This window comes from Actinomadura sp. ATCC 39365 (assembly GCF_054392275.1).
Genome location: NZ_CP184335.1, coordinates 9,089,056 through 9,114,556, shown reverse-complemented (window position 1 = coordinate 9,114,556; position 25,501 = coordinate 9,089,056). Strand labels below are relative to the sequence as shown.

17 protein-coding genes, 3 pseudogenes and 1 other annotated feature are annotated in these 25,501 nt (G+C 66.8%); of the genes and pseudogenes, 13 read left to right on the top strand and 7 right to left on the bottom strand.

What is annotated here, in order from left to right:
- Positions 1-83 precede the first annotated feature (83 nt).
- From ACNF49_RS44015 to ACNF49_RS43995, 5 genes and pseudogenes are all read right to left on the bottom strand, one after another.
- Positions 84-1,298, bottom strand: coding sequence for an IS256 family transposase (locus tag ACNF49_RS44015; protein WP_482945667.1), 1,215 nt, complete (start codon positions 1,296-1,298; stop codon positions 84-86).
- Between the two features lie 175 nt (positions 1,299-1,473).
- Positions 1,474-3,025, bottom strand: a pseudogene (locus ACNF49_RS44010) (ISL3 family transposase).
- A gap of 30 nt (positions 3,026-3,055) precedes the next feature.
- Positions 3,056-4,144: a restriction endonuclease gene (locus ACNF49_RS44005; protein WP_482941427.1), complete on the bottom strand. Its 1,089-nt coding sequence runs from the start codon at positions 4,142-4,144 to the stop codon at positions 3,056-3,058.
- A 292-nt stretch (positions 4,145-4,436) separates the two neighbouring features.
- Positions 4,437-5,369: an inositol monophosphatase family protein gene (locus ACNF49_RS44000; protein WP_482941426.1), complete on the bottom strand. Its 933-nt coding sequence runs from the start codon at positions 5,367-5,369 to the stop codon at positions 4,437-4,439.
- A gap of 18 nt (positions 5,370-5,387) precedes the next feature.
- On the bottom strand, positions 5,388-6,317 hold the full coding sequence (locus ACNF49_RS43995; protein WP_482941425.1) for a hypothetical protein: 930 nt from the start codon (positions 6,315-6,317) through the stop codon (positions 5,388-5,390).
- A 394-nt stretch (positions 6,318-6,711) separates the two neighbouring features.
- Between ACNF49_RS43995 and ACNF49_RS43990 the strand changes: the two genes are divergently transcribed.
- The 12 genes from ACNF49_RS43990 to ACNF49_RS43935 all read left to right on the top strand — a co-directional run bounded on the left by ACNF49_RS43990 (position 6,712) and on the right by ACNF49_RS43935 (position 23,985).
- Positions 6,712-7,116, top strand: coding sequence for a hypothetical protein (locus tag ACNF49_RS43990; protein ID WP_482941424.1), 405 nt, complete (start codon positions 6,712-6,714; stop codon positions 7,114-7,116).
- Positions 7,117-7,809: 693 nt separating this feature from the next.
- On the top strand, positions 7,810-7,998 hold the full coding sequence (locus tag ACNF49_RS43985) for an FxLD family lanthipeptide (protein WP_482941423.1): 189 nt from the start codon (positions 7,810-7,812) through the stop codon (positions 7,996-7,998).
- An 82-nt stretch (positions 7,999-8,080) separates the two neighbouring features.
- Positions 8,081-10,111: a lantibiotic dehydratase family protein gene (locus tag ACNF49_RS43980; protein ID WP_482945666.1), complete on the top strand. Its 2,031-nt coding sequence runs from the start codon at positions 8,081-8,083 to the stop codon at positions 10,109-10,111.
- Positions 10,108-11,172, top strand: coding sequence for a lanthionine synthetase C family protein (locus tag ACNF49_RS43975; protein WP_482941422.1), 1,065 nt, complete (start codon positions 10,108-10,110; stop codon positions 11,170-11,172). The genes ACNF49_RS43980 and ACNF49_RS43975 overlap by 4 nt, the downstream gene beginning before the upstream one ends.
- A gap of 53 nt (positions 11,173-11,225) precedes the next feature.
- Positions 11,226-13,271, top strand: coding sequence for a methyltransferase, FxLD system (gene fxlM / locus ACNF49_RS43970; RefSeq protein ID WP_482941421.1), 2,046 nt, complete (start codon positions 11,226-11,228; stop codon positions 13,269-13,271).
- Positions 13,272-13,289: 18 nt separating this feature from the next.
- The gene (locus tag ACNF49_RS43965; RefSeq protein WP_482941420.1) at positions 13,290-14,429 is read left to right on the top strand and encodes a hypothetical protein; all 1,140 of its coding nucleotides are present in this window, start codon (positions 13,290-13,292) and stop codon (positions 14,427-14,429) included.
- Positions 14,426-15,079 carry a 3'-5' exonuclease gene (locus ACNF49_RS43960; RefSeq protein ID WP_482941419.1) on the top strand — a complete coding sequence of 218 codons (654 nt, stop codon included), beginning with the start codon at positions 14,426-14,428 and terminating at the stop codon, positions 15,077-15,079. Before ACNF49_RS43965 ends, ACNF49_RS43960 begins: the two co-directional genes overlap by 4 nt.
- 27 nt (positions 15,080-15,106) lie before the next feature.
- Positions 15,107-15,646, top strand: a complete 540-nt coding sequence (locus ACNF49_RS43955; protein WP_482941418.1) for a DUF6624 domain-containing protein — start codon at positions 15,107-15,109, stop codon at positions 15,644-15,646.
- A 919-nt stretch (positions 15,647-16,565) separates the two neighbouring features.
- Positions 16,566-19,175, top strand: a complete 2,610-nt coding sequence (locus ACNF49_RS43950) for a hypothetical protein (protein ID WP_482941417.1) — start codon at positions 16,566-16,568, stop codon at positions 19,173-19,175.
- 396 nt (positions 19,176-19,571) lie between these two features.
- Entirely contained in the window at positions 19,572-19,841 is a 270-nt protein-coding gene (locus ACNF49_RS43945; protein WP_482941416.1) for a hypothetical protein, read from the top strand.
- 1,171 nt (positions 19,842-21,012) lie between these two features.
- Positions 21,013-21,399 (top strand): SSI family serine proteinase inhibitor, encoded by a 387-nt coding sequence (locus ACNF49_RS43940; protein ID WP_482941415.1) that lies wholly within the window; start codon positions 21,013-21,015, stop codon positions 21,397-21,399.
- 1,363 nt (positions 21,400-22,762) lie between these two features.
- A protein-coding gene (locus ACNF49_RS43935; RefSeq protein ID WP_482939532.1) for an IS3 family transposase occupies positions 22,763-23,985 on the top strand; the annotation gives its coding sequence in 2 pieces (ribosomal slippage) (positions 22,763-23,042 and positions 23,042-23,985; 1,224 coding nt in all).
- Positions 23,041-23,154: a sequence feature (AL1L pseudoknot), on the top strand. (Overlaps the previous gene by 114 nt.)
- 63 nt (positions 23,986-24,048) lie before the next feature.
- Here ACNF49_RS43935 and ACNF49_RS43930 read toward each other — a convergent pair.
- Positions 24,049-24,354, bottom strand: a pseudogene (locus ACNF49_RS43930) (IS5/IS1182 family transposase); the annotation flags it as partial.
- 89 nt (positions 24,355-24,443) lie between these two features.
- Between ACNF49_RS43930 and ACNF49_RS43925 the strand changes: the two are divergent.
- Positions 24,444-24,923 (top strand): DUF4158 domain-containing protein, encoded by a 480-nt coding sequence (locus ACNF49_RS43925; RefSeq protein ID WP_482941414.1) that lies wholly within the window; start codon positions 24,444-24,446, stop codon positions 24,921-24,923.
- On the opposite strand, the pseudogene ACNF49_RS43920 reads toward ACNF49_RS43925, so the two are convergent.
- Positions 24,823-25,394 (bottom strand): annotated as a pseudogene (locus tag ACNF49_RS43920) (IS5 family transposase); the annotation flags it as partial. The gene ACNF49_RS43925 and the pseudogene ACNF49_RS43920 sit on opposite strands and share 101 nt — an antisense overlap.
- Positions 25,395-25,501 lie beyond the last annotated feature (107 nt).

Sequence of the window (25,501 nt, the reverse complement as noted above, 5' to 3'; positions counted from 1 at the left end):
TCAGTTGCCAGCCCGCGGTGTGTTTCTGCCGTACTCCGCACCCGGGGTGTGTCCAGTCAGTGGTGTATCTCGATCTTGCGTGATTAACGGGTGGTCGGGGTGAGACGGCCTTCGAAGGTGATGGCGAAGGCGTTCAGGGCGGCCTTCCAGCGGGTGATCCAGCGTTTGCGGCCCTTGCCGGTCGGGTCCAGACTCATGATCGCCATGTAGACGCACTTGAGCGCGGCCTGCTCGTTCGGGAAGTGGCCGCGGGCCTTGACCGCCCGCCGGATCCGGGCGTTGACCGACTCGATGGCGTTGGTCGAGCAGATCACCCGGCGAATCTCGGTGTCGAAGTTGAGGAAGGGCACGAACTCGGCCCAGGCGTCCTCCCACAACTTCACGATCGCCGGGTACCTGCCGCCCCAGACCTCGGCGAACTCGCAGAACCGCTCCAGCGCGGCGGCCTCGGTCGGGGCGGTGTAGACCGGCTTGAGCGCCTTGGCGATGGCATCCCAGTGCTGACGGGCCGCGTACCGGAACGAGGCACGCAGCAGATGCACCACACATGTCTGGACGACAGCTTGCGGCCAGACGCTCTCGATGGCCTGGGGCAGCCCCTTCAGACCGTCGCAGACCACCATCAGCGCATCACCCACGCCGCGGTTCTTGATCTCGGTCAGCACGTGCAGCCAGAACTTGGCGCCCTCACCGCCGTCGCCAGCCCACAAGCCGAGGATGTCGCGCTCGCCATCGACGGTGACCGCCATCGCCACGTAGATCGGCCGGTTGGCGACCTGCCCCTCACGCAGCTTCACATGGATCGCATCGACGAAGATCACCGGGTAGACGGGGTCGAGCGGCCGGTTCTGCCACTCGGCCATCCCCTCCAGCACCTTGTCAGTGATGGTCGAGATGGTCTGCTTGGACACCTCGGCGCCGTACACCTCGGCCAGGTGCGCGGAGATCTCACCGGTCGTCAGGCCCTTGGCGGCCAGCGAGATGACCATCTCATCGACGCCGGACAGGCGCCGCTGCCGCTTGCGCACGATCTTCGGCTCGAAGCTGCCGTCCCGATCGCGCGGCACGGTGATCTCGACCGGCCCGACGTCGGTGATGACCGTCTTGGAGCGGGCGCCGTTGCGGCTGTTGGTCGTCTCGCCGCCGGAGCGCTGGTGCTTGTCGTAACCGAGATGGTCGGTGATCTCGCCTTCCAGCGCGGATTCCAGCACCAGCTTGGTCAGCCGGCCCAGCAGCCCGTTCTCGCCGACCAGTTCCACGCCCTCGGCCCGGGCCTGGTCGACCAGCCGGGCCACCAGCTCCCGATCCGAATCCTTGGCGTTGCTGCCCTTGCTTGCGCGCCACGTCGGTGTCCTCCAGCTCGATCTCCGTCGATGCCTGGATCACAGTACTCATCAGGTGCGTTCTCCTTGATCAGGAGTTACACCAGTGACCGGGCTCTGGCCCGTAATCGGTGGTGGCGGTAAGTGCCCGTCATGGCAGCAGGATGCGGTGGCGCAACAGATCGAACCCGGCGCGGCCGTGCATCTGGCGCATGATCCTCTTCGTGCGGGTGTTGACGCCCTCGGTGCGGCCGTTGTGATGCGGGAGGGTGAGGGCGGCGTTCACGGAGGCGCGGTCAAGCTCGATGCCGTTGGCGAAGCCGTGCAGGTGAGGCAGGTCGGTGGCGCGGATGGTGGTGATCCAGGTGGTGAGCTTGTCGTCGTTGCCTTCAGCCGGGGTGAGGAGCGCGGCGAAGTCGCGGACATGGTAGGCGAGTTCGGTCAGCTCGGGACAGGCAGCGGTGAGCTCTTGCACCAGCCGGGTGTCGCTATCACGGAGTCGGTCGGGGTGAGTGAGCAGCAGACGTGCCAGGCGGCGCGGGGTGGTGACGGGCCGTTCCCCTTCGGCTCGGCTTTGGGTGATGTAGCGGTAGAGCAGGTTGAGGCTGCCGGTGTAGCCGAGTTCCTTGATCTCCCGGAACAACTGCTGCACGGGCACGGCTGGGTCGGTGGCGCGTCGGTCGCGCAGGTGATCGCGGTAGGGGTCGACGAGCGTGGGACGGTAGCGCGGTGCGCGACGTAAAGCCTCGGGCTTGTGGGTGCGGGCGTAGCGCTTGACGGTGTTGAGCGACAGGTTCAGGCGGCGGGCGCATTCCAGCAGGCCGACACCCTTGCCCAGCAGCTGGTGAATCTGCTCCCAGCGCTCGCGGGTAGTCCGTTCGTGGACGCCAGCGGGGCGGGGCGGGTTGACCGTGGCCCAGCAGGCGCTGTGGGAGCGAACCTCGGCGAGGGTCTTGTCGCAGAAATTCGCCCACAGATGCCACCGGTCGCCGACCTGCACCGCATCCGGCAGAGCCACGTCGAATCGCCTCCCCGTAGGCACCTGACCCGTCCCGGCAGACGATCTCGACGCCAGGGTGCGATCGCAGCCATGCCTCCAGCGGATCGGCACCGCGGCCGGGCAGGACATCGATCCGCTCGCCGGTCTCGGCGTTAGTGAGGACGGTGGCATACCGATGCCGTCGCTTGAGAGCGAAGTCATCGACACCCAGCACGCGCGGGACCCGCAGCGGTGGCAGCGACAGTCGCATCAGCAGGCGCAGCCCGGTGGACCTGGAGATCGTGACCGCCAGGACCTCCGACAGCCGAGCACTGGCCCGGCCGGCCAGTTCCTGGACTACCGCACCCAACTGGCCGGTGAGCCTGTTCGTCCGACGCTGGTAGCGCTCAAGCAGCCCAGGAACCTGCTCACGGAATGTCTGCCGAGGGCATCCCCGCGCTGGGCAGACCAGACGCCGAACCTGTAGCGACACCATCACCGGCCGCCCGTCGACCGGCACATCCCTGACCGTCCGACCGGCGTAGCTGTGCACTCGACCGGTCGGCACCCCGCACGCCGGGCACGGCATCGGTTCGTCGCGCGTACGGGCCATCACCTGGATGTGGTTGCCCTCGTCCTCTACGCCCTCGATGACCAGGGCAGACAGCCCCGCGAACACGACACCCGTAAGATCGTCGATCTTCAGCACGGCACAGCCTGGCAGGGATCACCCAGCGCCACCACCGACTACGGGTCAGAGCCAGTGACCGTACAGTCCCGTAGTACCGGTGGCGATGGCATCGAACTGCTCGAACAAGTGCCGGAGCGGCTGATTGTCTACAGGTATTCCCGGGAGTTGGAAGGACACGTTGCAGTGGCTAACCATGCGGGAAGCATGATTGGCGATATCAGCGGCCAAGGTGTAGAAGCCTCCGCCTTGGCAGACATCGAAGTACGTCACCTGTTCTGTATGGTGGGCGTGTTGTAGGCCTTCGCAGCGCTCTCTCCACGCGCGGAGTGCGTTAAGGAATTCGCGGGCGCCTACGCCGTGCCAGTTCAAGGTGGCCTGCTGGATACTCCAACTCGGTCGGGAGGTCATCCAGCCCAAGGAGTTGAACGCGTGCAGAAGGTCGGCGAGGCCGTTCTCGTCGAGGGCCCTGATCGGCAGGTCTAAACTGACGCCGCTGCCGTCCGCAGGCACCCAGTCCACGTCGGGTAGGTCTTGAACGAAAACGAGTTCGGCGTAGCCGCCTCCCGACGTGACGTATGGCAGCGGGTTCAGGTCCGTGCTGAGTAGCGTGAGGTCGGAAGCTGACAAGTCAGTGGACGGCCGGCGCCGACGACGACCCCGGTTTCCCACAGGCAGGTGGACGCGACCGTGGGTGACTAGGGTCTCCCATTTAGTCCACAGAAGGTGGGCCAACGTCTCCGGCGCTTGCAGCACCTGCATCAGCTCTTCTTCGCCAAGCAGAAGGACAGGCTCCCTGCCTCGATATTGGGTAACCTGCTCACGGACGGTGGCGGTGAAGCCTGACACGCTGACGATCACGCCGATGACGGCGGCCGAGGCTGCACGCTCCAGCCGAGATCGCACTGCGTCGAAGACGTCCACGCCGGCAGGGGTGTTTTCCCACTTGGCCTCGATCAGGTACCACCGATCCCCGTAGCTGGCTACCAGGTCCGTCTGCCGCGGACGGGCGATGCCAGCGTTGCGGTGGACGCGAAAGTGTGCCTGCTGGAAGAGTCGCTCCAGAAGTTCTTCCAGTTGCTGCCCACGATGGTGCGCGTTCGGACTGGACCGTAGCCGCTGGAACTCCGCCGGAAGCAGCGACTCCCATCCCATTGCAGTCCATCCTTACTGGGCCGTGCGCCGAGGCCTCGATGGGCTCAGCTGGTGAGTTTGAACAAGAACAAAGCCATGCCTCCCAGTCCTTCGCCACCGACAGCAGCCAAGAGGCAAGGCACAGTGACATCATGGCGAGGATCTGGGCTCCTGGGGTCGGTTTATTGGAGGCCCGCCAGTCAGAGACCTAACCTCGGGAACACCGAGCAGGTGCGGAAAGAAGTTAGGCCCGTCTCACCCGACTCCAGGCAAAGGGTACGTTCGAGCGCCAGCGGGAGCGCATTTTGCCAGGCTAGGTGGCGTAGATGGCGGCAACGATTTCCCGGGCGAGGGCCAGGCTGGAAGCGGCCACGAACTTCTGTCGTGTGTCCATGGCCTTGTTGATATCGGCGATGCTACCGAACTGGTAGTCCAAGGGTCTGGGATCGCCTTCGAGGTCGAGAACTACGCCGCCCGCAGCATCGAGGATGTAGTGCCCGGGGGCCAAATCCCAGACGGCGAAACCTTTGGCGAACTCAATGGTGGCGTCGGTGAAGCCCGCCGCGACGTGGCACAGGCTGATGGACCCGAAGTCGACTCCGACGCGGCCGCGAACGGCGCCGTCCGCCGAAGGCTGGTTGAGCGCGTCGAGCAGGCGGGTCTGGCGTCCGAGCGGCTGGAGTCGTTCAGCAGGCTTCATCAGGTAGTTCGTGATCAGCGCCTCGCGCAGTTCTGCGAAGCGCCGCACCTTCAGCTGGTGTGCCTTGCCGTCTTGCGTGTAGACGAACGCCTGGTCGTTGCCGTCCTCGTCGCGGGCCGCGAGATACATCTGGAGATGGTGGAAGATGTCGCCCACCACCGCGGCGATGGGCCGGGCAAGGCTGCGGGAGTACACCATCACGTGTGTGTAGCCGTACAGGGCGCGGACGGCCAGCTCGCTGGTGTCGAGCGGATCGACCAGGACGCACAGATCCGGCTCTGGGTCGGCTCCGATGACTTGAGGGTCGGCCTCTTCGGAGGCGTAGATGTATGAGGAGATGATCGGGGTCAGGAGCTCTCGGTAGCGCTCATGCATCCACAGATCGTGTGCGGACAGGAAGTTGTCGGAGTGGCGCAGGTTGGCGGCCTCTGATCGTTCACCCGAGAGCGCGGCCTGGATCAGGCGTGGCCGGATTTCCCCGATCACCTGAGCGACCAGTTCGGCGAGGCTCTGGGCGAGGCCGGGGAGGGCGGGAGAGGTTGTCACGACGGGACCTCCGTACTGTTAGCGCAGCTCCAGCGGCGGTTCGATTCCTGGTGGGCTCATCGTCGCGGCGATGAACACCGCCTTGAAGCTTGCCGCTCGCATGATGCCAGCGCCGGTCAGATCATCGAAATCGCTGACTTCGAGCTTCCCCTTGGTCATGGCTCCGAACACCGCGAAATAGATCTGCGCTCCCGGATAGCGGTCACGGATCTCGCGTGAGATGAATCCGACCACATCGGCATGCTTCACCTCAAAGTCGCACAACACGATCTCTGGAGCGTCTGGCAACTCCGGGAAGATGGATGCTGTGTCGAGGCTGATGAATTCGCGGCTCTTGTTGCATTTGAGGTAGCCGATGGGGCAGCGTCCGAATTGGGCGGAGGCGAGGAAGGTGGCCATGACCAGGCCGGCCTCGTTGATTCCGAAACAGGCGTCTACATCGGTACGGCGCCCGAGGTTTTTGATCTGGTGGATGAGGCGCTCGATGCCGTAGCCGAAGGACGCCCAGGTGAGGTTGAGGAGCTGGCCGGGGGCAGGGTTGGGCAGGGAGTAGACAAGCCTGTCGGGAGTGCAGAATTCGACGGTAGGGGCCGCGATGATGAAGTCTTGGCCTACGGCGCTGGATTCGGCCGGTGTCGTTCTGGCGGTTGTGTTGCCTGTCCCTGCTGTTGCCGGCGCTGTGGCGGGTGGTGGGGGAGTGGAGTGGGTGGTGGCGTACCTTTTCAGGGCGAGTTGGTCTTCCACTGCCAACCGCTCGTACGCTTCGGCGACCAGATCGCTGGGAGAGATGTCCTCCTCGGCCACCCCGGTGGGGCCGCCTCCGTAGGCGGCGGCGAGGACCAGCAGGCTGGTGAAGCTGGGAGCCGATCCGGACCTGTTGCGTTCACGGGCCCAGGTTTCCCATGCGTTGATGGATGTACCGCCCAGGCTGGTCTGGTGGCCGGTCATCTGGTTGTACCGGACAGCGGCCTGATCCTGGGAAAGACCGCAGGCATACCGGTGTGCCTGAAGGCTGCAAATGAGCGGATAGCGCCGCATTAGTTCCGTTGCTGCCTTTTTGACCGATCTCGTCTCTAGCCACAACTCATTCCCGATTCGTGCCAATCTGCGGCCTCGTGCCTGTGGGCTCGAATCCTGGCCCTGTCTCGACATTTGACTTCCCTCCTCCCGGAAGCGCCATCAGATTACCCATCCGCATGGGCAATGGCTTGCGCTACCGGAAATGGGCAGGTGAGGGCCGCCCAGAGACCAGGGCGATTGCAGACTTACTTCGAGGTGTAAGGGATTCGCACCGCTGGCTACCGTCATTGTCGTCGGCAAGCAACCGCTCCGGAGATCCGCAATGACAAAGCATGACAGAGAAGCCTCGAACCCCAACCGCCTCGCCGTTCGCAGAGTAGCCCGGTCGACCACGGTCCAAATGTGCGATCTGATCGACCCTGAGGACATTGCGACGATGGGTCCCAGGTACTGGCTTGATCTCCTGCACCACATCCGGACCGACACGCTCCGCCCCAGGCTGGATGGTGAGAACCTGCTCATCGAGATCCACGACCCGGCAGCAGGTCAAAGCCCTCACCTGGTGTGCACCACGAAGCGTGCGTACACCGAGTTTCAGAAGGCGGCCGTCGATGGCCGGTTCGACGGGTTGAAGCCGGCACCGTTCGGCCTGGGGTTCGGTCCGTGGATCTGGGCCGCGGGTGTCGTGGAGGAGGCAGTGGTCAAGACTCTGGACGGCGTCGCATGAGCTCCCCCGGGCCAGGTATGGCAGGGGAACCGTCAGGTGCATTTGGGCTACTCGAGACAGCGAGTCTTTCGGCCGTGCTTGCCCCTCTGCGGAGAAGGCCCCGACTCTCCAGGTCGGTGGCCTGCCGCCAGGGGCTTCACGAGAAGACAACCTGAGCTGAGGCATCGGTGCGACTTGACTCGACAGGTCCGCACCAGAGTCGGAGTGGGTTCCCAGCGACTCTTCCAGAGGCTGGGGCGGGGCTCTGGCCGTCCCGCATGCCCATGCAGACCGGCCAGAGCTCCGTCGGGTTCAGCTTCGACTCGCGAGAGCGATGACGACCGAGGCCGCCTCTGAGGAGGCTGTTGCAGACAAGTCCGAGGCCAAAGGCGCCCTCAAGGCCCTCAGGCGCAGAGGGAGTTCGTGACCGAGGCCTGCGCTGAGATCTCGGTCAGGTTAGTCAGCAACTCACCAGCCAACGCCGAGCGAAGGGACACGAGCTCACCACCAAACCCGGACCTCTCATGCCTCGCGAGGCCAGACAAGGCCAGCTCGAGTGAGGAGGCCCGTAGAGGTACCGCTCAAAGCGCGGACAGTAGCGCCAGACCATCAGGAGGAGCAGCGAGGCCCCGGCCGGACCCCTTTCAGGGCTACCGCTGGAGCCGGCCGCCGCCCTTCCTCAGGAACACCAACACAGGACAGGAGCAGAAGCCAATGAGCACTCCAACCATCGAACAGAGCACCGAAGGAGCGGCCGAAGTCGCTGGCACGCACGCGCCGTTCGACCCGTTCGACCTCGACATCAGGCTCACGGAGAACACCCCGGCGGCCAACACCTCGTTGAGGTGCGGCACCGGCGACACGTGCGGCAGCTCCTGCCCGAGCGCCTGCACCACGTCGTAACCCCGCTGGCCCAGGTCCCTCTCGACCGGACCCGGGCTTCCCAACCCAGCCCGGATGGTGACAAGGAAAGGGAGTGATCAGGATGACGCGGACGCGGATCAGACGGTATCGGCGCACCGGCGTCGGGATGCTGCGCGCCACCGTGCATCTCGCCCCTTCGGCCCATCCGGGCTGGCCGAAGCCAGGATCCTCGGTCGAGCAATGGCGGTCATGGCTGGCCCAGGTATGGGCGGATAAGCCCTTCCAGCAGGCGGTCACCAACGCCAGCCCAGACTTGGCCCGACAGCTTCAGGCGATCTTCGATGGGCAGGTGAGTAACGTCCGCCGGGTGCGTCGCGCCGCGCTCTCCATCGCCCGATACGCCATCCGCTTTGCGCACCGCTCCACCCCGTTCGGCCTGTTCGCGGGTGTTGCCCTGGTCGAGTTCGGCAACACGCCGTTCGTACGCGTCGGGGATGCGCACGAGGCCGTCGACCGGCCCGACCCCACAGAACTGGGCTTGGCGATCACGACGTGGGAGGCAGACGAGAAGGGGATGGACGGCGTCGAGGTGTGTGTGAACAACCTCGCCCGCTTGCGCGACGGCCGCGTCCATGTTCCGGCCGAGGGCGCGGACGAATTCTCCCTGGCCTCGACGGCAGCGGTGGACCTGGTGCTGGAAGCGGCGGGCTCCCCGATCCCGCATGAGGCCTTGCTGGGGAAGCTCGCCGCCGAGTTCCCGCAGGTCGAGCCTTGCCGCCGGGCCGAACTGGTCGCTGAACTGCTACGCGCGCGGCTGCTGCGTTCCCGGTTGCGTGCGCCGGCCACTGTCACCAACCCGGCCAATGTCGTGTCGCCCGCGCTGCTGGCCGCCTGTGAGCGCACAGCGGTGGACTTGCGGTTGGACGCCGAGGTGCGCCTGCCTGAAGCGGTCGCGGCTGAGGTGGAGACCGCGGCGACCGTGCTGGCCCGGCTTGCGACCCATCCCGCTGGTACTCCGGCCTGGCGGCGATACGCCGAGCGATTCGTCGACCGGTTCGGTGAGGGGACCGAAGTCCCCGTCGAACAGCTCACCGACCCTGAGCGGGGGTTGGGCCTGCCGGACGGGTTCGGCCTGCTGTCGGAGCCGCCCAGGCCGATGTCACGCCGCGACCGGCTGCTGCTGGATCTGGCCGGGACCGCTGCCGTCGAGGGCCAGCACGCGGTCATCTTGTCCGAGGCGCTTGTCGAGGAGTTGGAGACCGCCGCGGCCGAGCCGTTCGGCAACATCGCGCCGGCGCCGCACTTCGAGGTGTGCGCACAGGTCCAAGCCCGGACGGTGGCCGCGCTCGACTCGGGCGACTTCCGGCTGCGCGTCCACACCGTCTCCCGCGCGGCCGGTTCCATGTCCGGGCGCTTTTGGCATCTCCTGCCGGGCCTGGCTGCCGGATACACTGCCCTGCCCACCGTCGCGCCCGACGCGACATCGGCGCAGTTGTCGTTCCACCCCACACGGGCCGAGGCAGACCTGCTCACCAGGGCACCGCGCGTTCTACCGAAGCTGGTCAGCGTCGGCGAATACCAGGGCGGCGAGGATGTGCTGTTCCCACGCGATCTGTCGGTCGGCTTCCGCGACGGTCATCTGTATCTGGCGGTGGCCGCGACCGGGGAACGCCTGGAGCTACTGGCCCCCACGGCGATCAATTTCCTGTGGAACAACTACACGCCGCCGCTGGTCCGATTCCTGGCCGAGATCAGCCGCGCCGCCACCACCCAGGTGACGTGGTTCGACTGGGGCGCCGCGTGGACGCTGCCATACACTCCGGCGCTGCACTACCGGCGCACCATCCTGGTCGCCGCCCGATGGCAGCTCCACGCCCGAAAGCTGCCCGGCCGTACGGCACACCTGGACGAATGGGCCGAGCACCTGCACGCGTGGCGCGTCCGGGCCAGGGTGCCCGACCGGATACTCCTGGCCCTTGATGACCAGCACCTGCCACTAGACCTCACGCGAGAGATGGACGTGGACCTGCTACGCGCGCACCTGAGCGGCAATCCGATCGCGATGCTCTTCGAGGCGCCGCCACCGGACGCAGACGGGTGGCTCGGCGGCCGAGCACACAGCATCGTCGTCTCAGTGGAGTCGACACTATGAACACCCTCGCGACGCAGGCCCTGGCCGAGGGCGCGCTCGGCCAGGCACTGCTGCACATCGAGCGCGCCGATCTCGCCGCCGCGCGTCCCCTGTTGCAGGAAGCGGTATGCGGCGGCGTCAGCATCGGCTCCAACGCGAGCTTGTATCACGGAGCTCCCGCGCTGGAATTCGTCCTCGGCCGCGCCGGGTGCGTCGACCGGGATGTGCAGGCGGGCGTTGACCGGGTCGTGGCCGCCCGTCTGGCCGCTGCCTGGCAGCGGCAGCAGGAGGGGCTGTTGCCGTCACTGGCGGAGTTCGACGTGATCAGGGGATTAACTGGGTTGGGGACGCTGCTGTTGGCCCGGCCGGGCGCTGCACCTCTGCTCGAAGAGGTCTTGACCTATCTGGTGTCGCTGGCGCGCCCGGTCACGGTCGATGGGCGGATGCTGCCGGGGTGGTGGTCGCCGGACAACCCCACATACGAGGCGCAGGTCTCCGGCGGTCATGGCAACAACGGCATCGCCCACGGCATCGCCGGGCCGCTGGCACTGCTGTCGCTGGCCGCCCGGCGGAGCTTCCAGGTCGACGGCCAGCGCGACGCCATCGGCGTGTTCGCGATCTGGTTGGAGGAGTTCGGCAACTCCTACTGGATCACTCTTGACCAGCTCACCGGCGGCAAGCCGCTGCGGGTACCGCCTCTGCGGCCGTCTTGGTGTTACGGGGACCTGGGGATCGCCCGCGCCCTGCAACTGGCTGCGCTCGCACTGGGCGACCCGGCCCGCAGGCAGAAGGCTGAGGATGTCGCGATGGCGGCGCTGCTCGACTCGGATCGGCTCGGCAGGGTAAGCGATGCGTCGCTGTGTCACGGCTGGGCCGGGATCTTGACGGTCGCCACCGCCATCGCCGCAGACAGTGCCTCCCCGGCTCGGTTCACCACAAGCATCCGGCGAGTGCACCAACGCCTGGCCGCCGGACTCGGCGACCTGACCAAACCCGGGTTTCTTGAGGGGCGTGCCGGGGCGCAATTGGCGCTGGAGGGCTCCAACCGCACCGGCTGGACCTGCGCCCTACTCCTTCACTGACCCTCACCGTCCCACCGACCCGAACACGGAGCGAGCAGGAGCGACTCGACACCATGAACAGCTATGAGGACAACCTCGCCCCGCCGGCCGGGCCGGAATGGTGGCAGGCCACGATCAGCTTCCCCGACCGCATCGGGGTGAGCCCCGAGGCGGCGCTCGCGCTGTCGGCCGCCCTGGTCGGGCGGCGCTTCCACTTCCTGCGCAAGGAGGGCGGGCTGCGGCTGCGCACGGATCAGCCTGTGGACGTCGTGCTCGACCGGCTCATCGCCGACCAGGTGGTGGCCAGGCGGGTCAGCGGCATGTACGAACCCGAAACCGAGGCGTTCGGCGGCCCGCAGGGCATGGCCATCGCCCACGAGGTGTTCAGCGCCGACAGCCCCGCCGCGCTGGCCGAGACCGGCAGCCCCGACGGCAGGGAGCGATGCATTCTGCTGCTGTCGACGATGTTCCGGGCGGCAGGGCTCGACCCGTTCGAGGTCGGCGACGTATGGGCGAAGATCGGCGAGCTGCGTCCTGCAATTGACCCGCCCGCCGAAGCGCGCCGGGCGGCGGCGATCAACGCGATGCGGCGCCTCATGAACGCCGATGCCGCCCAGCGGCCTCTACCTGAACCGGGGTGGGCCGAGCGCGTGGCCGCCTTTGAGGACGCAGGCCGCCGCCTCGCCCGGTGCGCGAAGGACGGGCACCTGAAGCGAGGGCTGCGCGCCGTCCTGGCTCACCACGCCATCTTCGCGTTCAATCGCGCCGGCACGTCCGTGGCCGAGCAAGCCGCGGCGGCCTGGCTCGGCTGGCAGGTCGCCTTCGGAGAGGACGGGCCGGCCGCCGTGTCCACCAGCCCCTCCTCGCCAGTAACACCTACCTTCACCAGGATGGAGACCACCATCACTACCGCCGTCGATCCCACCAAGCTGCGCGAGGCCATGGTGGCCAAGTACATCGACTCCGGCCACCTGCGCACGCCAGAGATCATCGAGGCCTTCCGTGCGGTCGAGCGCCACACGTTCGTCCCCGACGCTCCCATCGAGGCCGCCTACGTCGACGACGCCGTGGCGATCAAGCACGACCCAGGCGGAGAGATGATCTCGTGCATCTCCGCGCCGTCCATCGTGGCCACCCAACTGGAGCAGGTCGGCGCTCGCCCCGGGCACAAGATCATGGAGGCCGGGGCGGCCACCGGCTACAACGCCGCGCTGCTCGGCCACCTGGTCGGCCCCACTGGACGCGTGTGGACGATCGATGTCGACCAAGACCTCGTCGACACGGCCCAGATGCACCTGCAAGCGGCCGGGGTGCGCAACGTGACAGCTCTGCTCGGCGACGGCGCGGCCGGGCTGCCGCAGCACGCCCCCTTCGACCGCATCCAGTTCACCGTGGGCGCCGGCGACATCCCCACCCGGGTGCTCGACCAACTCGGCCCGGACGGTCGTCTGGTCATCCCGATGCGCATCCGTGGAAGCATTTCCCGATCCTTCGCCTTCGAGCGCGACGGCGACACCTGGAAGACGGCCTCCTGCGAGATGGCGACCTTCGTGCCGCTACGCAAGGGCATCGGCGATGACATCTACACCCGCGTCCCCATCGAGGGCGAAGGCGATGTCTACCTGGAGACCTTCAGCGAGCAACTCATCGACCGCGAGGCGATGCGCACGATCCTGGACACCCCAGCCCACCCGGCCTACACCGGGGTGCAGTTCCGGCAGGGCGACCCGTGGCAGTGGCTGTATCTGTGGCTGGCCTGCGTCCTGCCCAACGGGCTGTCCCGGATGCCCGGCAACCGACCGGGATTCACGCCGCACTTCGCGTGGGGCTCGATGGCCGCGCTCGACGCAGACACCCTGGCCTACCTGACCATCCGCGAAGGCGAGGACGGCGAAGGACGCTTCTGGCAGATCGGCGTCATCGGCCACGGCCCACGCGCCACAGCCCTGGCCGAGCAGGTCGCCACTGCGATCGAGGAATGGGACCGCGACTACGGCAACCGCGCCCCCGCCCCCGGCTTCCGCATGGCCACCAGCGACAACCGTGACCTGCTCAAGGCCGCCGATCCGCGCTTCAGCATCGACAAGCCGGCCAGCCGCCTCGTAGTCGACTGGCCGTAGGGAGGAGTCAGCGTCGTGATGAACCCGGCGATCGCCGCCCGTATCCCGCTGGTCTGCCGCACCAAACCGCCCGGCAAGCCGTTGGCGGAGCGCATCGCCGATCTCACCTCGCTGAGCATCGAACCCGCAGGCGCTGGCCGCCATGACCTGGTGGCCCGCGCCTGCGGGGTCCTCAACATCTCCGCGCTCGTCGCCTCCGACGCCGCCCTGCCCGAGATGGCTGCCGATCTGTGCTGGAGGCAGCACCGGGTATTCGCCGAGGCTGGGAATCTCGACCGGGAGATCGCCGTCATGTCGCTGATGCCGCTGATCAACCTCGGCCGGCTACTGATTCGCGAAGGCGACGGCGAAGGCGCCTACGAGCTGCTCGATCAGCTCTACCGTGCGGCCCAGCAGCGCGCCGCTACTGTGATCCATGGACATGACGTCGACCTGTCGCCCCTGACCCGCACCCACGACGACCACGGTGCGGTGTGCACGGAGCTGTGGGTCGCGCTGCTCATCGACGGGGCCCGCGCCCTGGCCCAACAGGGCCGCTGGAGTGAGGCTGCCGACGCTATGACATCCCACCGTGGGATCGGTGATCGGCTGCTCGACGGTCGTCAGCTCAAGATCATGGCGCTGCTGGAGCAGGGACGCCCGGTCGACGCGACCGCTCTGATCGACTCCACGGTGCCAGCCGAGCCATGGGAGACGGTCGTGGCGTCGCTCCTGCGCATCGCCATCTGCCCCGGCACCACAGCCACCTCGCAGGACGAGGTCGAGCACCTGCTCGCGCAGACGTACAGTCTGGTCGCCGCCCAGGAGCCGACCACAGCTGCGTTCCGGACCCGCCTTGCCTTGACCGCTCTCGACGTGGCCGCCAGCCAAGCCCAGCCGAGCGGCGCCCAGCTGGCCGCCGCCGTCATCGATGTCGCCTTCACCGATGCCTACGCCGCCCGGGATGTCCTCGCCCACCCGGCGATGCGCTCCCGCATGACAGACCAGCAGCGCGAGGACCTCCTCGCCGTGATCGCCGCCGCGGCGCTCGGTACCGGGAGCATCCCGGACGTCCATCTCAAAGCCCTGACCGAGGCGGTGGAGCACGCCGAGCAGCGCCTGCGGAACCTGCTCGCCACAACTGTGTACCCTCGCCCGACATCTTTGGAGGAGACGTGACGCGTCAGCCTTGGACCACCGCGCCGCTCGTAGCCCTCGACCTGGAAGGCACCGGCGGCCAGGATCGTGACCGCGAGCAGATCCTGGAGATCGCGATCGTCCCGCTGGACGGCGGCGTCCCGGACATGACCGCTGCCTGGGACACCACGGTCAACCCCGGCCGCATGGTCGCGCCCCGCCCGTGGATCGCCCGGGAACTCACTGGCGACATCCTGTTCACCGCGCCCGCCTTGAACGACATCCGTGCTGAGATCGTTGATCGTCTCGATGCGCGGATCATCGTCGGGCACAACATCGGCGTGGACTGGCGGCTGCTGCGCCGTCTCGTGCCCGAAGCCCAGCCCTCGGCCTTGATCGATACCGCCCAGCTCTACCGTCACGGTCACCCTGCGAGCCGACGCTGGAATCTGGTCCGGCTGCTGGAGAAGTACGCCCTCAACGCCCAAGTCCACCAGCTCGTCCCCGCCAGCCGCCCGCACCGCGCCCTCTGGGACGCGGTCGGGGCAGCCCTGCTGCTGCTCTCACTGATCGAGGACCTGCCCAGCACGACTTTCCCCACGATGGAGGAACTGACCTACCTCGCCGGCGTACCCCTACAGGGCAAGGCATCCCGCATGGCTGAGGTCGATCAGGTCGCGCTCGATGTCTGACGCCGCCCTGCCCCGAAGGAGGTTCGCATGAACGTTGCGCTCCGCGACGAGCTGCTGCGGCGCATGGAACGCGATCAAGCCGTCCGTACGGCCACTCCCCTCGGGCAGCCGATGACCGAACAAGCCGGGCGGGAATGGGAGCAGGTCGACCACGACAACACTCGCTTCCTGCAGGAGGTCATCGCTGAACATGGCTGGCCGGGCCGCGACCTCGTCGGCGATGACGCCAGCAAGGCTGCATGGTTACTCGCGCAGCACGCTGACCACGACGTCGTCTTCCAACGTTGTTGCCTGGAGCTGCTGCATGTTGCTGCCGCAGCCGGGCAGGCCGCGCTCCCCGATGTCGCGTATCTGACCGACCGGGTCTACGTCGCCGAGGGGCGCCCGCAGCTGTACGGCACGCAGTACCACGAACTCGACGGACGACTGCAGCCGCGTCCCATTGATGACCCCGAGCATCTGGACCAGCGCCGGGCTCAGATGCGGCTTGGCCCGCACGCCGAGTACGACCAGCACATGCACGAGCAGTACGACCTGCCTCAAGAACAGCCCCGCGAACTGCCATGACCGCCTGCCGTACTCGCCAGCCGCCTGACCCCGTCGATGAGCGAAAGTAGCGTTGTCCGATAACCGCCGACGCCGCCTGCCTACAGCAGTCTCCGGATCACCCGCGGTCCGCCATGGTCGCCAGACTCATCGAGCGAGGCACGACTCAAATTGCCACAGGTAGAAGCGGCCTTCGCGAAGGTTCGCCGTGGCTACGTCGGTGAGTTTGGGAGCCACGTGTCAACCAATTCGAGAGCCACGCTCGGCTCCCCGATCTCCCGTGATGTCGGTGAGACGAGAGCCACCCCGGCCCGTCCTCGTCGCCGAGTATGACCGTCGCTCGCCGCACCTCCAGGTCGTACGTCCTCGCCTCGCTGCGGGCGCTCCACCTGGACCTGCGGCTTCCCAGATGGCCTTCGGGGAGGATCGGACCGGATTTGGCGCTACGCCGCACAGCGGGTACGGCCGGAGTACGCAGCAATGAGTCAGTTGCGGGATGCCGCGACTGCTGCGCTGATGATGGCCGGATGAGGCCATGAGAGGGCGATGTTTACGGCTGTCCTATTTCAAGGCTGATGGGACCGGGGTAACAGGGCCGATGATCCACCCCCTTGGCGGCCAGGCGGCATGGACCTGCGGCTTCGCGCCGAGACAGAGGAACGGGTGCGGGTGCTGCCGATCGTGACGCGACGGGACGCCAGGGCGAGGGCGAGGGGTAAGAGGTGATCCGTAATGGAAAGGTGAGTCCTGCTCCGATTGTTTCGGTCCAACCTGACAGGTTGTGATCCTTTTTTGATCATTGTGGGCATCAATGCGCTCTTTTAGCGTCATCGGCGTGGGCCCGCAGGGCCTGGCCGGGAGGCGTGCGATGGGATTTTTGCGCAGTAGGACCACAGGATTCTCCGCGGTCGTCACGACGACGCTGAACTATCCGTGGAATATGTGGTTCCTGCGCGGTGATGAGGCCGCGCTGGTCGACACGAAGGCTCTGCAGTGGCGCAAGCCGCTGGCCCAGGCGTTCGACGGGGCGTTCGCCACTCTGCCCGAGCCGTTCGCCAGCTGCAGCGACGGCCTCATACGCGTGAACCAGGGTTCCACGCTCTTCCTGGCCGGCGACCAGTGCCTGGAGCAGGACTGGAACAAGAAAGTCCTCTACCAGGGGCCGATCACCGGCTACCCGGGCCTGGGGGCTCACATCCCGGCCGCGTTCCGCAGCGACCTCGACGTCGCCGTGCAGTTACCCGCCCTCTACGACACACGCCGCACCATGTTGATCAAGGGCGATCAGTGCGCGGTCATCATGTGGGGCCAGGGCGTGGGCTATCAGGGCCCGCTGTCGGGCATGGAGGGCGCCGGGTGGAAGAAGCTGCCCGAGGACATGAGCGGCGACTTCGATCACGCCGTCATGTGCTTTCCGGGCGGGGGGTATCGGACCTTGTTCATCAAGAGCGACAAGGTGATGGACCTCGACTGGGGCAAGGGCCCCGTAGCCGTGGGCACCTGGGCGGAGGTCCTGCCCGGCCTCGGCGCCCTGCCCGCCCCCTACCGAACTCCCCGGCTGCCGGCCGCGGGGCGTTTCGACGGGACGGCCGACGACGAGCGGGTCGATCTGCGCATCGACCTGACGGGCCCGGTACCGGTGATCTCCGGTGACACGTTCAGCGTCCCCGACGGCGCGTACATCAACTCCTTCGTCCTGCAGGGCGGCCAGGCCGTCACGCTGCCCGCCACCGTCTCCGGCACCGCGACCTTCGCCCACCCCACCCAGATGCCGAAGATCTCGGTGCAGGTGGACAAGCTCGCTCCCGGTGGCACCGCCGTCCTGACCCGCAGCACGGCCGACGACACCAGTTCCATCACCACCTACACCTGCACGTACGTCTCCCGGTTCCTGCGCACCATCGACTGGGAGGTCGACGCCATGGCCGGCACCAAACCGGCCGCCCAGTACGCCACCACCACCCACCCCCGCCCGGCCGGCCTGGCCAAGAAGATCATCACCGTCCAGTCGGCCTTCGCCGAGGCCGGGATCGAACTGCGCACGGCCGGCACCGTCGTCAACGAGGTCGCCGTTCAGGAGGCGGGCGCGGACCTGAGGTGGTCCGATGCCGAGCTGCACGCCGCGATGGAAAACAACTTCAGCGGCCACAAGAACACCGAGCAGTGGAAGCTGTGGAGCTTCATCGCCACCCGCCACGTCGACGACGACGGCACCCAGGGCGTCATGTTCGACCGCGAAGGATCGCCACGCCAAGGCATGGCCGTGTTCCACACCGAGATGGTCATGCAGCAGCTGGCCGGAACACGCACGGAGCTCCACACCTGGGTGCATGAGCTCGGCCACGCCTTCAACCTGGTGCACAGCTGGGACAAGACCATCGCCAAGCCGCCGCAGCCGCTCGGGCCGCGGGGCGGCTACGGCGACCTGTCGTGGATGAACTACGAGCATAAGTACCAGGGTCCGAACGGAGAACAGGGCGAGGACGCCTTCTGGGCGGCCTTCGCCTACCAGTTCACCGACAATGAACTGCGGCATCTGCGCCACGGCTTCTACCGCAACGTCGTCATGGGCGGTCTGGGCTTGGAGGTCGGTGTCGGTGGCGCCTACCGTCTCCCTCTGAAGGAGTTCGCCCTGCCCCCGGCCGGCCGGTCCGGGCTGCGGCTGGAGCTGTACGGCCGCGAGTCCTTCTCCCACGGCGAGCCCGTCGTCACCGAGATCAAGCTGTCCCTGGACGGCAGCACCGGCCAGGCCGACGCCTTCCCCAACCTCAGCCCCCGCGGCGAGAACCTGACCATCCTGGTCACCGACCCGGCCGGAGACATCCACCCCTTCCGGCCCATCGCCCGCCACTGTGGCAGCCCCGGCCGCCGCGTCACCCTCGACGCCCAGAGCCCCGCCCTCTACGACAGCGCCTACATCGGCTACGGCGCCGACGGCCTCACCTTCCCCACGCCCGGCACCTACCGGCTGCGCGCCCTGTGCAAGGTCCCCGACGGCTCCACCGTCGTCTCAGCAGAGCGCACCATCCAGATCAGCTCCCCGCACAACGAACAGGACCGGCAGGCCGGCGACCTGCTGATGGGCTCCCAGCAGGGCACCCTGCTGGCCCTGCTCGGCTCTGATGCCCCGCAGCTGGCCGAAGGCAATGCCGCCCTGGATGAGCTCATCACCGCCCACCCCGACCACCCGCTGGCCGTCTACGCGCACATGGTCAAGGGCACCAACGCCGGCCGTCACTTCCTGACCCTCGGCAAGGACGGCATCGGCGTCCGGCCCGCCGACACCGCCACCAGTATCGAAGAACTCGGCGCGGTCGTGCAGACCACCCTTGACCCCGGTACCGACGCCGGGGTCGACAACATCACCCTCAACGAAGCCATGCGCCGCCTGGCCCGCGCGCACGCCCGCGCCGGCGACCTCAAACAGGCCGATGTCGTTCTGGACCAGATGGTGGAGACGTTCCGCGAGAAGCATGTCCCGCCGCCGGTCCTGGCCACCATCGCCGAACAGGCCGAAACCGCCCGCACCGAACTCCACGACCAGGCCTGACACCACGCCCCCGGCCACCGCGCCGCCCGCATGACCGCTACCGCTGATGGTGACTGACCATCAGCGGTAGCGGTGGAGACGCATGCCGGACGTCTCACCGACGCGTCCGACACCTACCAGGTGGCGCTGGTGCTCCTGCGCGAAGCCGGCCACCACATCGGCTGTGCCGTGACCGCCTGGTGGTCCGGTCAGACCCTGCACACCCTCGGACGGCACGCCGAAGCCCGGAGGGACGGTGCTGCAGATCCTCTCTCGCCCCGCCAACCGCACCAAGCCCGCCGTCACCGAACCGTCGTCAACCCCGCCGGACTACCGCCAAAACCCGGTCCGAGGTTGCGACCAGCTCGCCAAGGTGGCTCTCAAACTCACCAACACGGCCCTACGGTCGTTTCGATCATGAGAGCCATCCGCCGACAAACGGCTCTCGTTTTCACCGACATAGCCATTCGCCGCCACCTGTTCGCTCCCGAGGCACCCCTGGCCGACGCCCACTCAGCCCAGAACACCGTCACGACCAAGCACGACACCTCAGGCGTGCCGACCAGCTCGATCAGCGCCCGCTGGCTCCAGGCCGAGATGCTGCAGGCCGTCCAGCTCTTCCGCGGGGCGAAGGTCGCCGAGATGAGTCTGCAAGATCGGCCCCAGCCTGCTGACGACGTAAGCTGAACGCGGCGGTGCCGTTGCGCACGCCTCACCGCGGTCCCGGCATGCTGACAGCCGCCTCGGCTGCCGCATCGCCGGACCGTCGTTGCTGGCCGACCCGCCCCACCCGCCTCAGGCCTGGCGCGTGCTGCTTGGCACCGTGCGCTCATGGGATAGAGGAACGATTACTGCTGTGAGGCGATCAAGCGGAATGTCCTCGGTGAATCAGTTGAAGACGTGGTGGCATGCGATATTGCGTAGCCGGTACTCGCGTGCGCGAGGTGGGAACAACTCGTCGCATTTCGTGCCGATCATCGATGGGCTGATACCCCAACTGGACAGGTCCCATGAGGGTGGGCGTGGGTCGTCCGCTACGCGTTTTGCCTGGCTGCTCGGCTTCGATGGGTGGCGGTCGGCTGCGGGACCGGCTGTCGCTGTTGAGTGCGGAAGCCCGTGGCGACGGTGCGGCTCAGGCAAGTGTGCACGGGTTCTGGCCGTGCTCCTCTCCTTGGCGCTGCTCGTCCTCTCGTCTCGGTCGGAAGCTTTGCGGGGGAGGGCGAGTGACACCGGTGCGGGGAGAGCGGATGAGACGCTGGCCTTGTGCTCTAGCGGAGCTGGCCTGGAGGCATCGTGGCCGGCGACGGCTGGCCGAGCGTCCACGGCTTGAGCTGCAGAGCCTCGCTGGTCGTTGGGGTGGGCCGTTCCGGCGCCGCTCAGCGCTATCGCGGCGGTTATGACGGCAGCAGCTCCGCCTCCTAGAAGCAGAGTCCGGATGCGAACACCACGCATTCGCGGGCCGATGTCAGGCATGTCCTTGACCTCCGATGCTCTTGATCGTTACGGAGCGTAGCGTAGCTGCGACGCCGCGGACATCCACTCGGCTTTGGCCGCACCTTGAAGACTCGTGACGCTGCCATCTCATGTACGTCGCTGTGTCTCTGTCGGATTGGGTCGCTTCGCCGGTGATCGTCAAGGCTGATCTTGGGCGTGTTGGCGAGCGGCCGCGTCTCGCCAGGGCTCTCCCTGGGTGATGGATGCGGGGAGGGGTGGGGTGGATGGTTCGGCTTCGCGGAAGCCGCTCCTCGAAGGAGAAGCGATTCAGTCTCGTGAGGCTTACTTGGTAGATACCAGACTTGAGGCAAGCACTTAATGTAGCGTTGTAACTACTTTATGTCGCCAAAAGTTTGGAGCGTCGATGCGCCTGCCTCTGCTGGCCGCTAATGCCGGTCTTTGTGCTGGTCTCGTCCTCGCAGCCATCCCGGCCTACGGTGCTGCCCGGCCGAACGCGGTCTTCCTCTCCATTACGGCCCATGGAGGCACCACGATGAGGGCCGTCTACGTGCAATGTCCGAATCCGACGCAGGGGCACCCGTACGGCGAGGCTGCATGTGCCTCCATCGATGCCGTCGACGGAGACTTCGACCGTCTCCCCAGTCGTCCACCCCGTCGGTGCCCCGAGGGGCAAGGCTCGGTCACGGCGACGATGAATGGCATGTGGCAGAATCGGTCAATTAGCTGGCAGAAGACATTTCCCAATGTCTGTGAGCTTTACGCTAAGACGGGCGCAATCTTCCTCTTCTGATGGAGCTTGCACGCCTGGGCCGAGATGTTGAACGGTTGAGTTGGGATCGCGAGTGCGCTCACCGGCAACGGTCAATAGTGCCAGATGATACGGCGTTTTCCCGGTTTCTCCGCCTGCTGGCCAGAACGGGGAGAGGTTAGCCCCTGCAGGACGTCCAGACCGTGGTGGCCAGGTTGTGGAGTCCGAGACGGGCGACAGCCTGCGTACGTCGCTATCTTGATGGCGAGGGTGGGGGTTTCTAGCGTCCAGCTGCGCATGCGATGACGCGGTGCAGCCCTCAGGTGCTAAGGGTATTTGACGCCTCCGACTGCTCGATCGTTGAGGTGTCCTGTCCAGTGGCGCAGGCGGGGCCTTCAACTGGAGGAGCTGTTCCCTCCGTCATCGTGCATGGCGCAAATGCGCGCCCAGCGTTGTTTCCTCCTCCTGGTACGCGCTTGCCGAGCCCCTGCAAGCGGTGACCGAAAGCGTATGGTGCCCGGAGCTGGGTGCAGATTAGCGGCGCGATCACCTCACCTCTGGCGCGTTCAACGACTCTTATGTCCTGCCGTAGGGCTGAGCGCCGGGGTGCTGGAATGAGAGTCGATGGGCGCGGGGTTCGGTGCGATTTCAAGTCTTTGTGCTGCGCATTCCGTTTCCTTGTCGTCATGCGAGGGGTAGTGGTACATCCTTGACGTAGACAAACCCCTCTGGAGGAATCTGGTGATTCGGGAATGCCATACAAATGACCGGAAGATCGAAGCTTCCGAGCTTTTGGGTCGAATTATTATCGCGGGTGCATTGACGTTTGAGTTGCTGAGTGAACCAAGCGCGGCCTTGGCTTATGCAGACCCCGCTTGTCCGACCGAATATGTTTCCGAGCAGGCACGCCAGATGTTCGACGTCGAGAAGCTGTGCGTGTTGGTCCGCGGGGACCTGGCGGAGGGCCGGCCAATCGATCTCGGAAAGCGGATGGCCGAGACCCAACGGGTACCAGCATTGACGGCACCAGCACCGGGACCACAGGCGCAATCCATACCGAAGAGCTCGCCCTCCAGAACGAAGCGTCCCCGGCCAGCGTCTGTGCCCGTACCTGCGCCTGTGCCGAGCAGGCAACAAGGAGCAGACGAGCCAGGCAGAGACGAGCCGCGCAAGCGGCGGGAGACGGCCCCACGGCCAGATCGGCCATCGAAGCCTGTTCCGAGCCGAAGCGACACCATTAGGCGCGTCCATCGCAGGCACGATCAGGACAACAGCGTGCCTTCGCGTCGGCGTCACGCGCGAATGAAGCCAGCTACTCCGCCGCTGCCCTCCCTGAACCGCACCGACTTTCTTGGAGGCCCTGAAGCCAGCATGATCGTGCTGGCGGAAGGGAGAATCACACGCGATGCCAGCCCCCAGGAAGTACCCGCAGGAAGTACGTGAGCGCGCGGTGCGGATGGTGTTCGAGGTCCGCGAGCAGACCGGCAACGCGCCAGGCGCCATCGCCCGGGTCGCCCAGCAGCTCGGCGTCCACCGCGAAGCGTTGCGCAGCTGGGTCCGGCAGGCCGAGGTCGACGGAGGACAGCGGCCGGGCACCTCGACAGCCGATGCGCAGAGGATCGCCGAGCTCGAACGGGAGATCCGTGAACTGCGCCGGGCCAATGAGATCCTGAAGTCGGCGGCCGCTTTTTTCGCCCGGGAACTCGACCCCCGACCGCCCAGATAGTCGCCTTCATCGACGCCCACCGCGACGAATTCGGTGTCGAACCGATCTGCCAGGTGCTCGATCTCGCGCCGGCGACGTACTACGCGGCCCGCAACCGGCCGCCCTCGGCCCGGCAGCGACGCGACGAGCAGCTGTCGGCCGAGATCATCCGGCTGTGGAACGACAACTTCGAGGTGTACGGGGTGCGCAAGATGTGGAAGGCGCTCAACCGCCAGGGCGTGGCCGTGGCCCGCTGCACGGTCGCCCGGTTGATGCGCAGGTTAGGGCTGTCCGGCGCGGTCCGGGGCGATCACAAGCGCCGCACCACCATCGCTGAGCCGCTGTGTCCGCGGCCGGCCGACCTGGTCGAGCGGGACTTCGCCGCGCCGGCGCCGAACCGGCTGTGGGTGGCCGACCTGACCTACATCCACACCTGGGCCGGGTTCGTCTACGCCGCGTTCGTCATCGACGTCTACTCGCGGATGATCGTCGGCTGGCGGCTGACCGACCACCTGCGTACCGACCTGCCACTGGACGCGCTGGAGATGGCCCTGTGGCGCCGCGGCGGCCAGACCGACACGCTGAACGGGCTGGTGCACCACTCCGACCGCGGCTGCCAATATCTATCCATCCGCTACACCGACCGGCTCGCCGACGCCGGCGCGGTCAGCTCGGTCGGCTCGCGCGGGGACAGCTACGACAACGCCCTGGCCGAGAGCACCATCGGACTGTACAAGACCGAACTGATCCACCGCCGCGGCCCGTGGAAGGGCCTGGACGACGTCGAACTCGCCACCATGGAATGGGTCGACTGGTACAACAACCGCCGACTCCACAGCGCCTGCCAGGACCTTCCACCCGCCGAATACGAAGCCCTCTACCGCGCAGAGATCAACTCAGCTACTCTCACCCCAGCCACATAACCCGGTCTCCAACAAACCCGGCGCGGTTCATCCCCGACTAGGGCCTGTACGGAGTACGGATCTTCAGATGGGTTGAAGGCTTCTGATCCACAACATGGCTCCGCGTAGATGAAGGCCGGCAAGATAGCTGTCGGGAGTCTTGTCGAAGCGGAAGGCCAGCCCGCGCCACTCCTTGATCCGATTGATGCACCGTTCCGCTGTGTTGCGCTGCTTGTAGAGATCGGGATCGTGGCTGACCGGGCGGCCGCCACGGGAGCCGCGTTTCTTGCGGTTGGCCGCCTGGTCGGTCTTCTCCGGGATGACGGCCTTGATGCGGCGCCGGCGCAGATAGGAGCGGTTGCCGCGGGAGGAGTACGCCTTATGGGGGGCAGCCGGAATACGGGAGAAAGACACCGCGGGCTGCAGGTTGATCGTTAAGGTGGTCGTCATCGTGTTGGTGACGGTCTCGGGGGTTGTGCGTGACCTCGATCGATCGGACCGCGTATCCGCGGTTTGGGCGGGTGGTGTCGGCGCGCGAGCTGGCCGAGGTGTTCACGCCGACCGATGCAGAGGTGGAGTGGGCGCGAGGCCGTACTCAGGATGAGCATCATCTGCTGGCGCTGGCGGTGTGGCTGAAGTCCTACCAGCGGCTGGGGTACTTCCCGAAGATCGCGGACGTCCCGCCGATCGTGGTCGCACACATCCGGGGGGCGCTGAAGCTGACCGATGAGGTGGAGCTGCAGCGGGCCGCGCCTATGACGGCCAGCCGGCATCGCGGGTTCGTTCGCGATCGGTTGAAGGTGACCTACGAGCCGGCCCGGGTCCGGCAGATCGCCGAGAAAGCGATCCGCAAGGAGCGTAGCCGCGGTCGGCGAGGACCACGTCGGGGCGCTGACGCGGCCGGCCACGCTTGCCGCGGACCTTCGGGATGGCGTCCAGCAGCGGGCGCAGCTGAGTGACGTCATTGCGGTTGGCGCCAGTCAGGATCACCGCGAGCGGGATGCCGGTGGCTTCGGTGATCAGGTGGTGCTTGCTGCCGGCTCGTCCTCGGTCGACCGGGGACGGGCCGGTCTGCTCCCCCCTTTTAACGCTCTGATCTGCGAGGAGTCCACCGCGGCCCGGGAGAAGTCGAGCACGTCGGCGGCCCGCAGCCGATCCAGCAGGACCTCATGCAGCCGCTGCCACACGCCGGAGGCGTTCCACTCGGCCAGGCGTCGCCAGCACGTCATGCCCGAGCCGTAGCCGAGCTCCTGCGGCAGGTGCTCCCAGGCGATCCCGGTGTGCAGCACGAACAAGATGCCCTGCAGTGCCAGCCGGTCATCCAGCCGCTTACGCCCTGGATGCCGGAACCGCCGCTGACGCTGCGGTAACAGCGGCTCGATCACAGCCCAGAGATCATCGCTGACCTCCCATGGCTTCGGCTTGGCCACCTGCGCCCCTCTCGCTCGGCTACAGCGAGAGATCAAAGCACAACAGAGATCATTCTGTTAGGTGCTCTAAGCCAACGGCACGAACGGCGGCTACCGGGCATGGATGT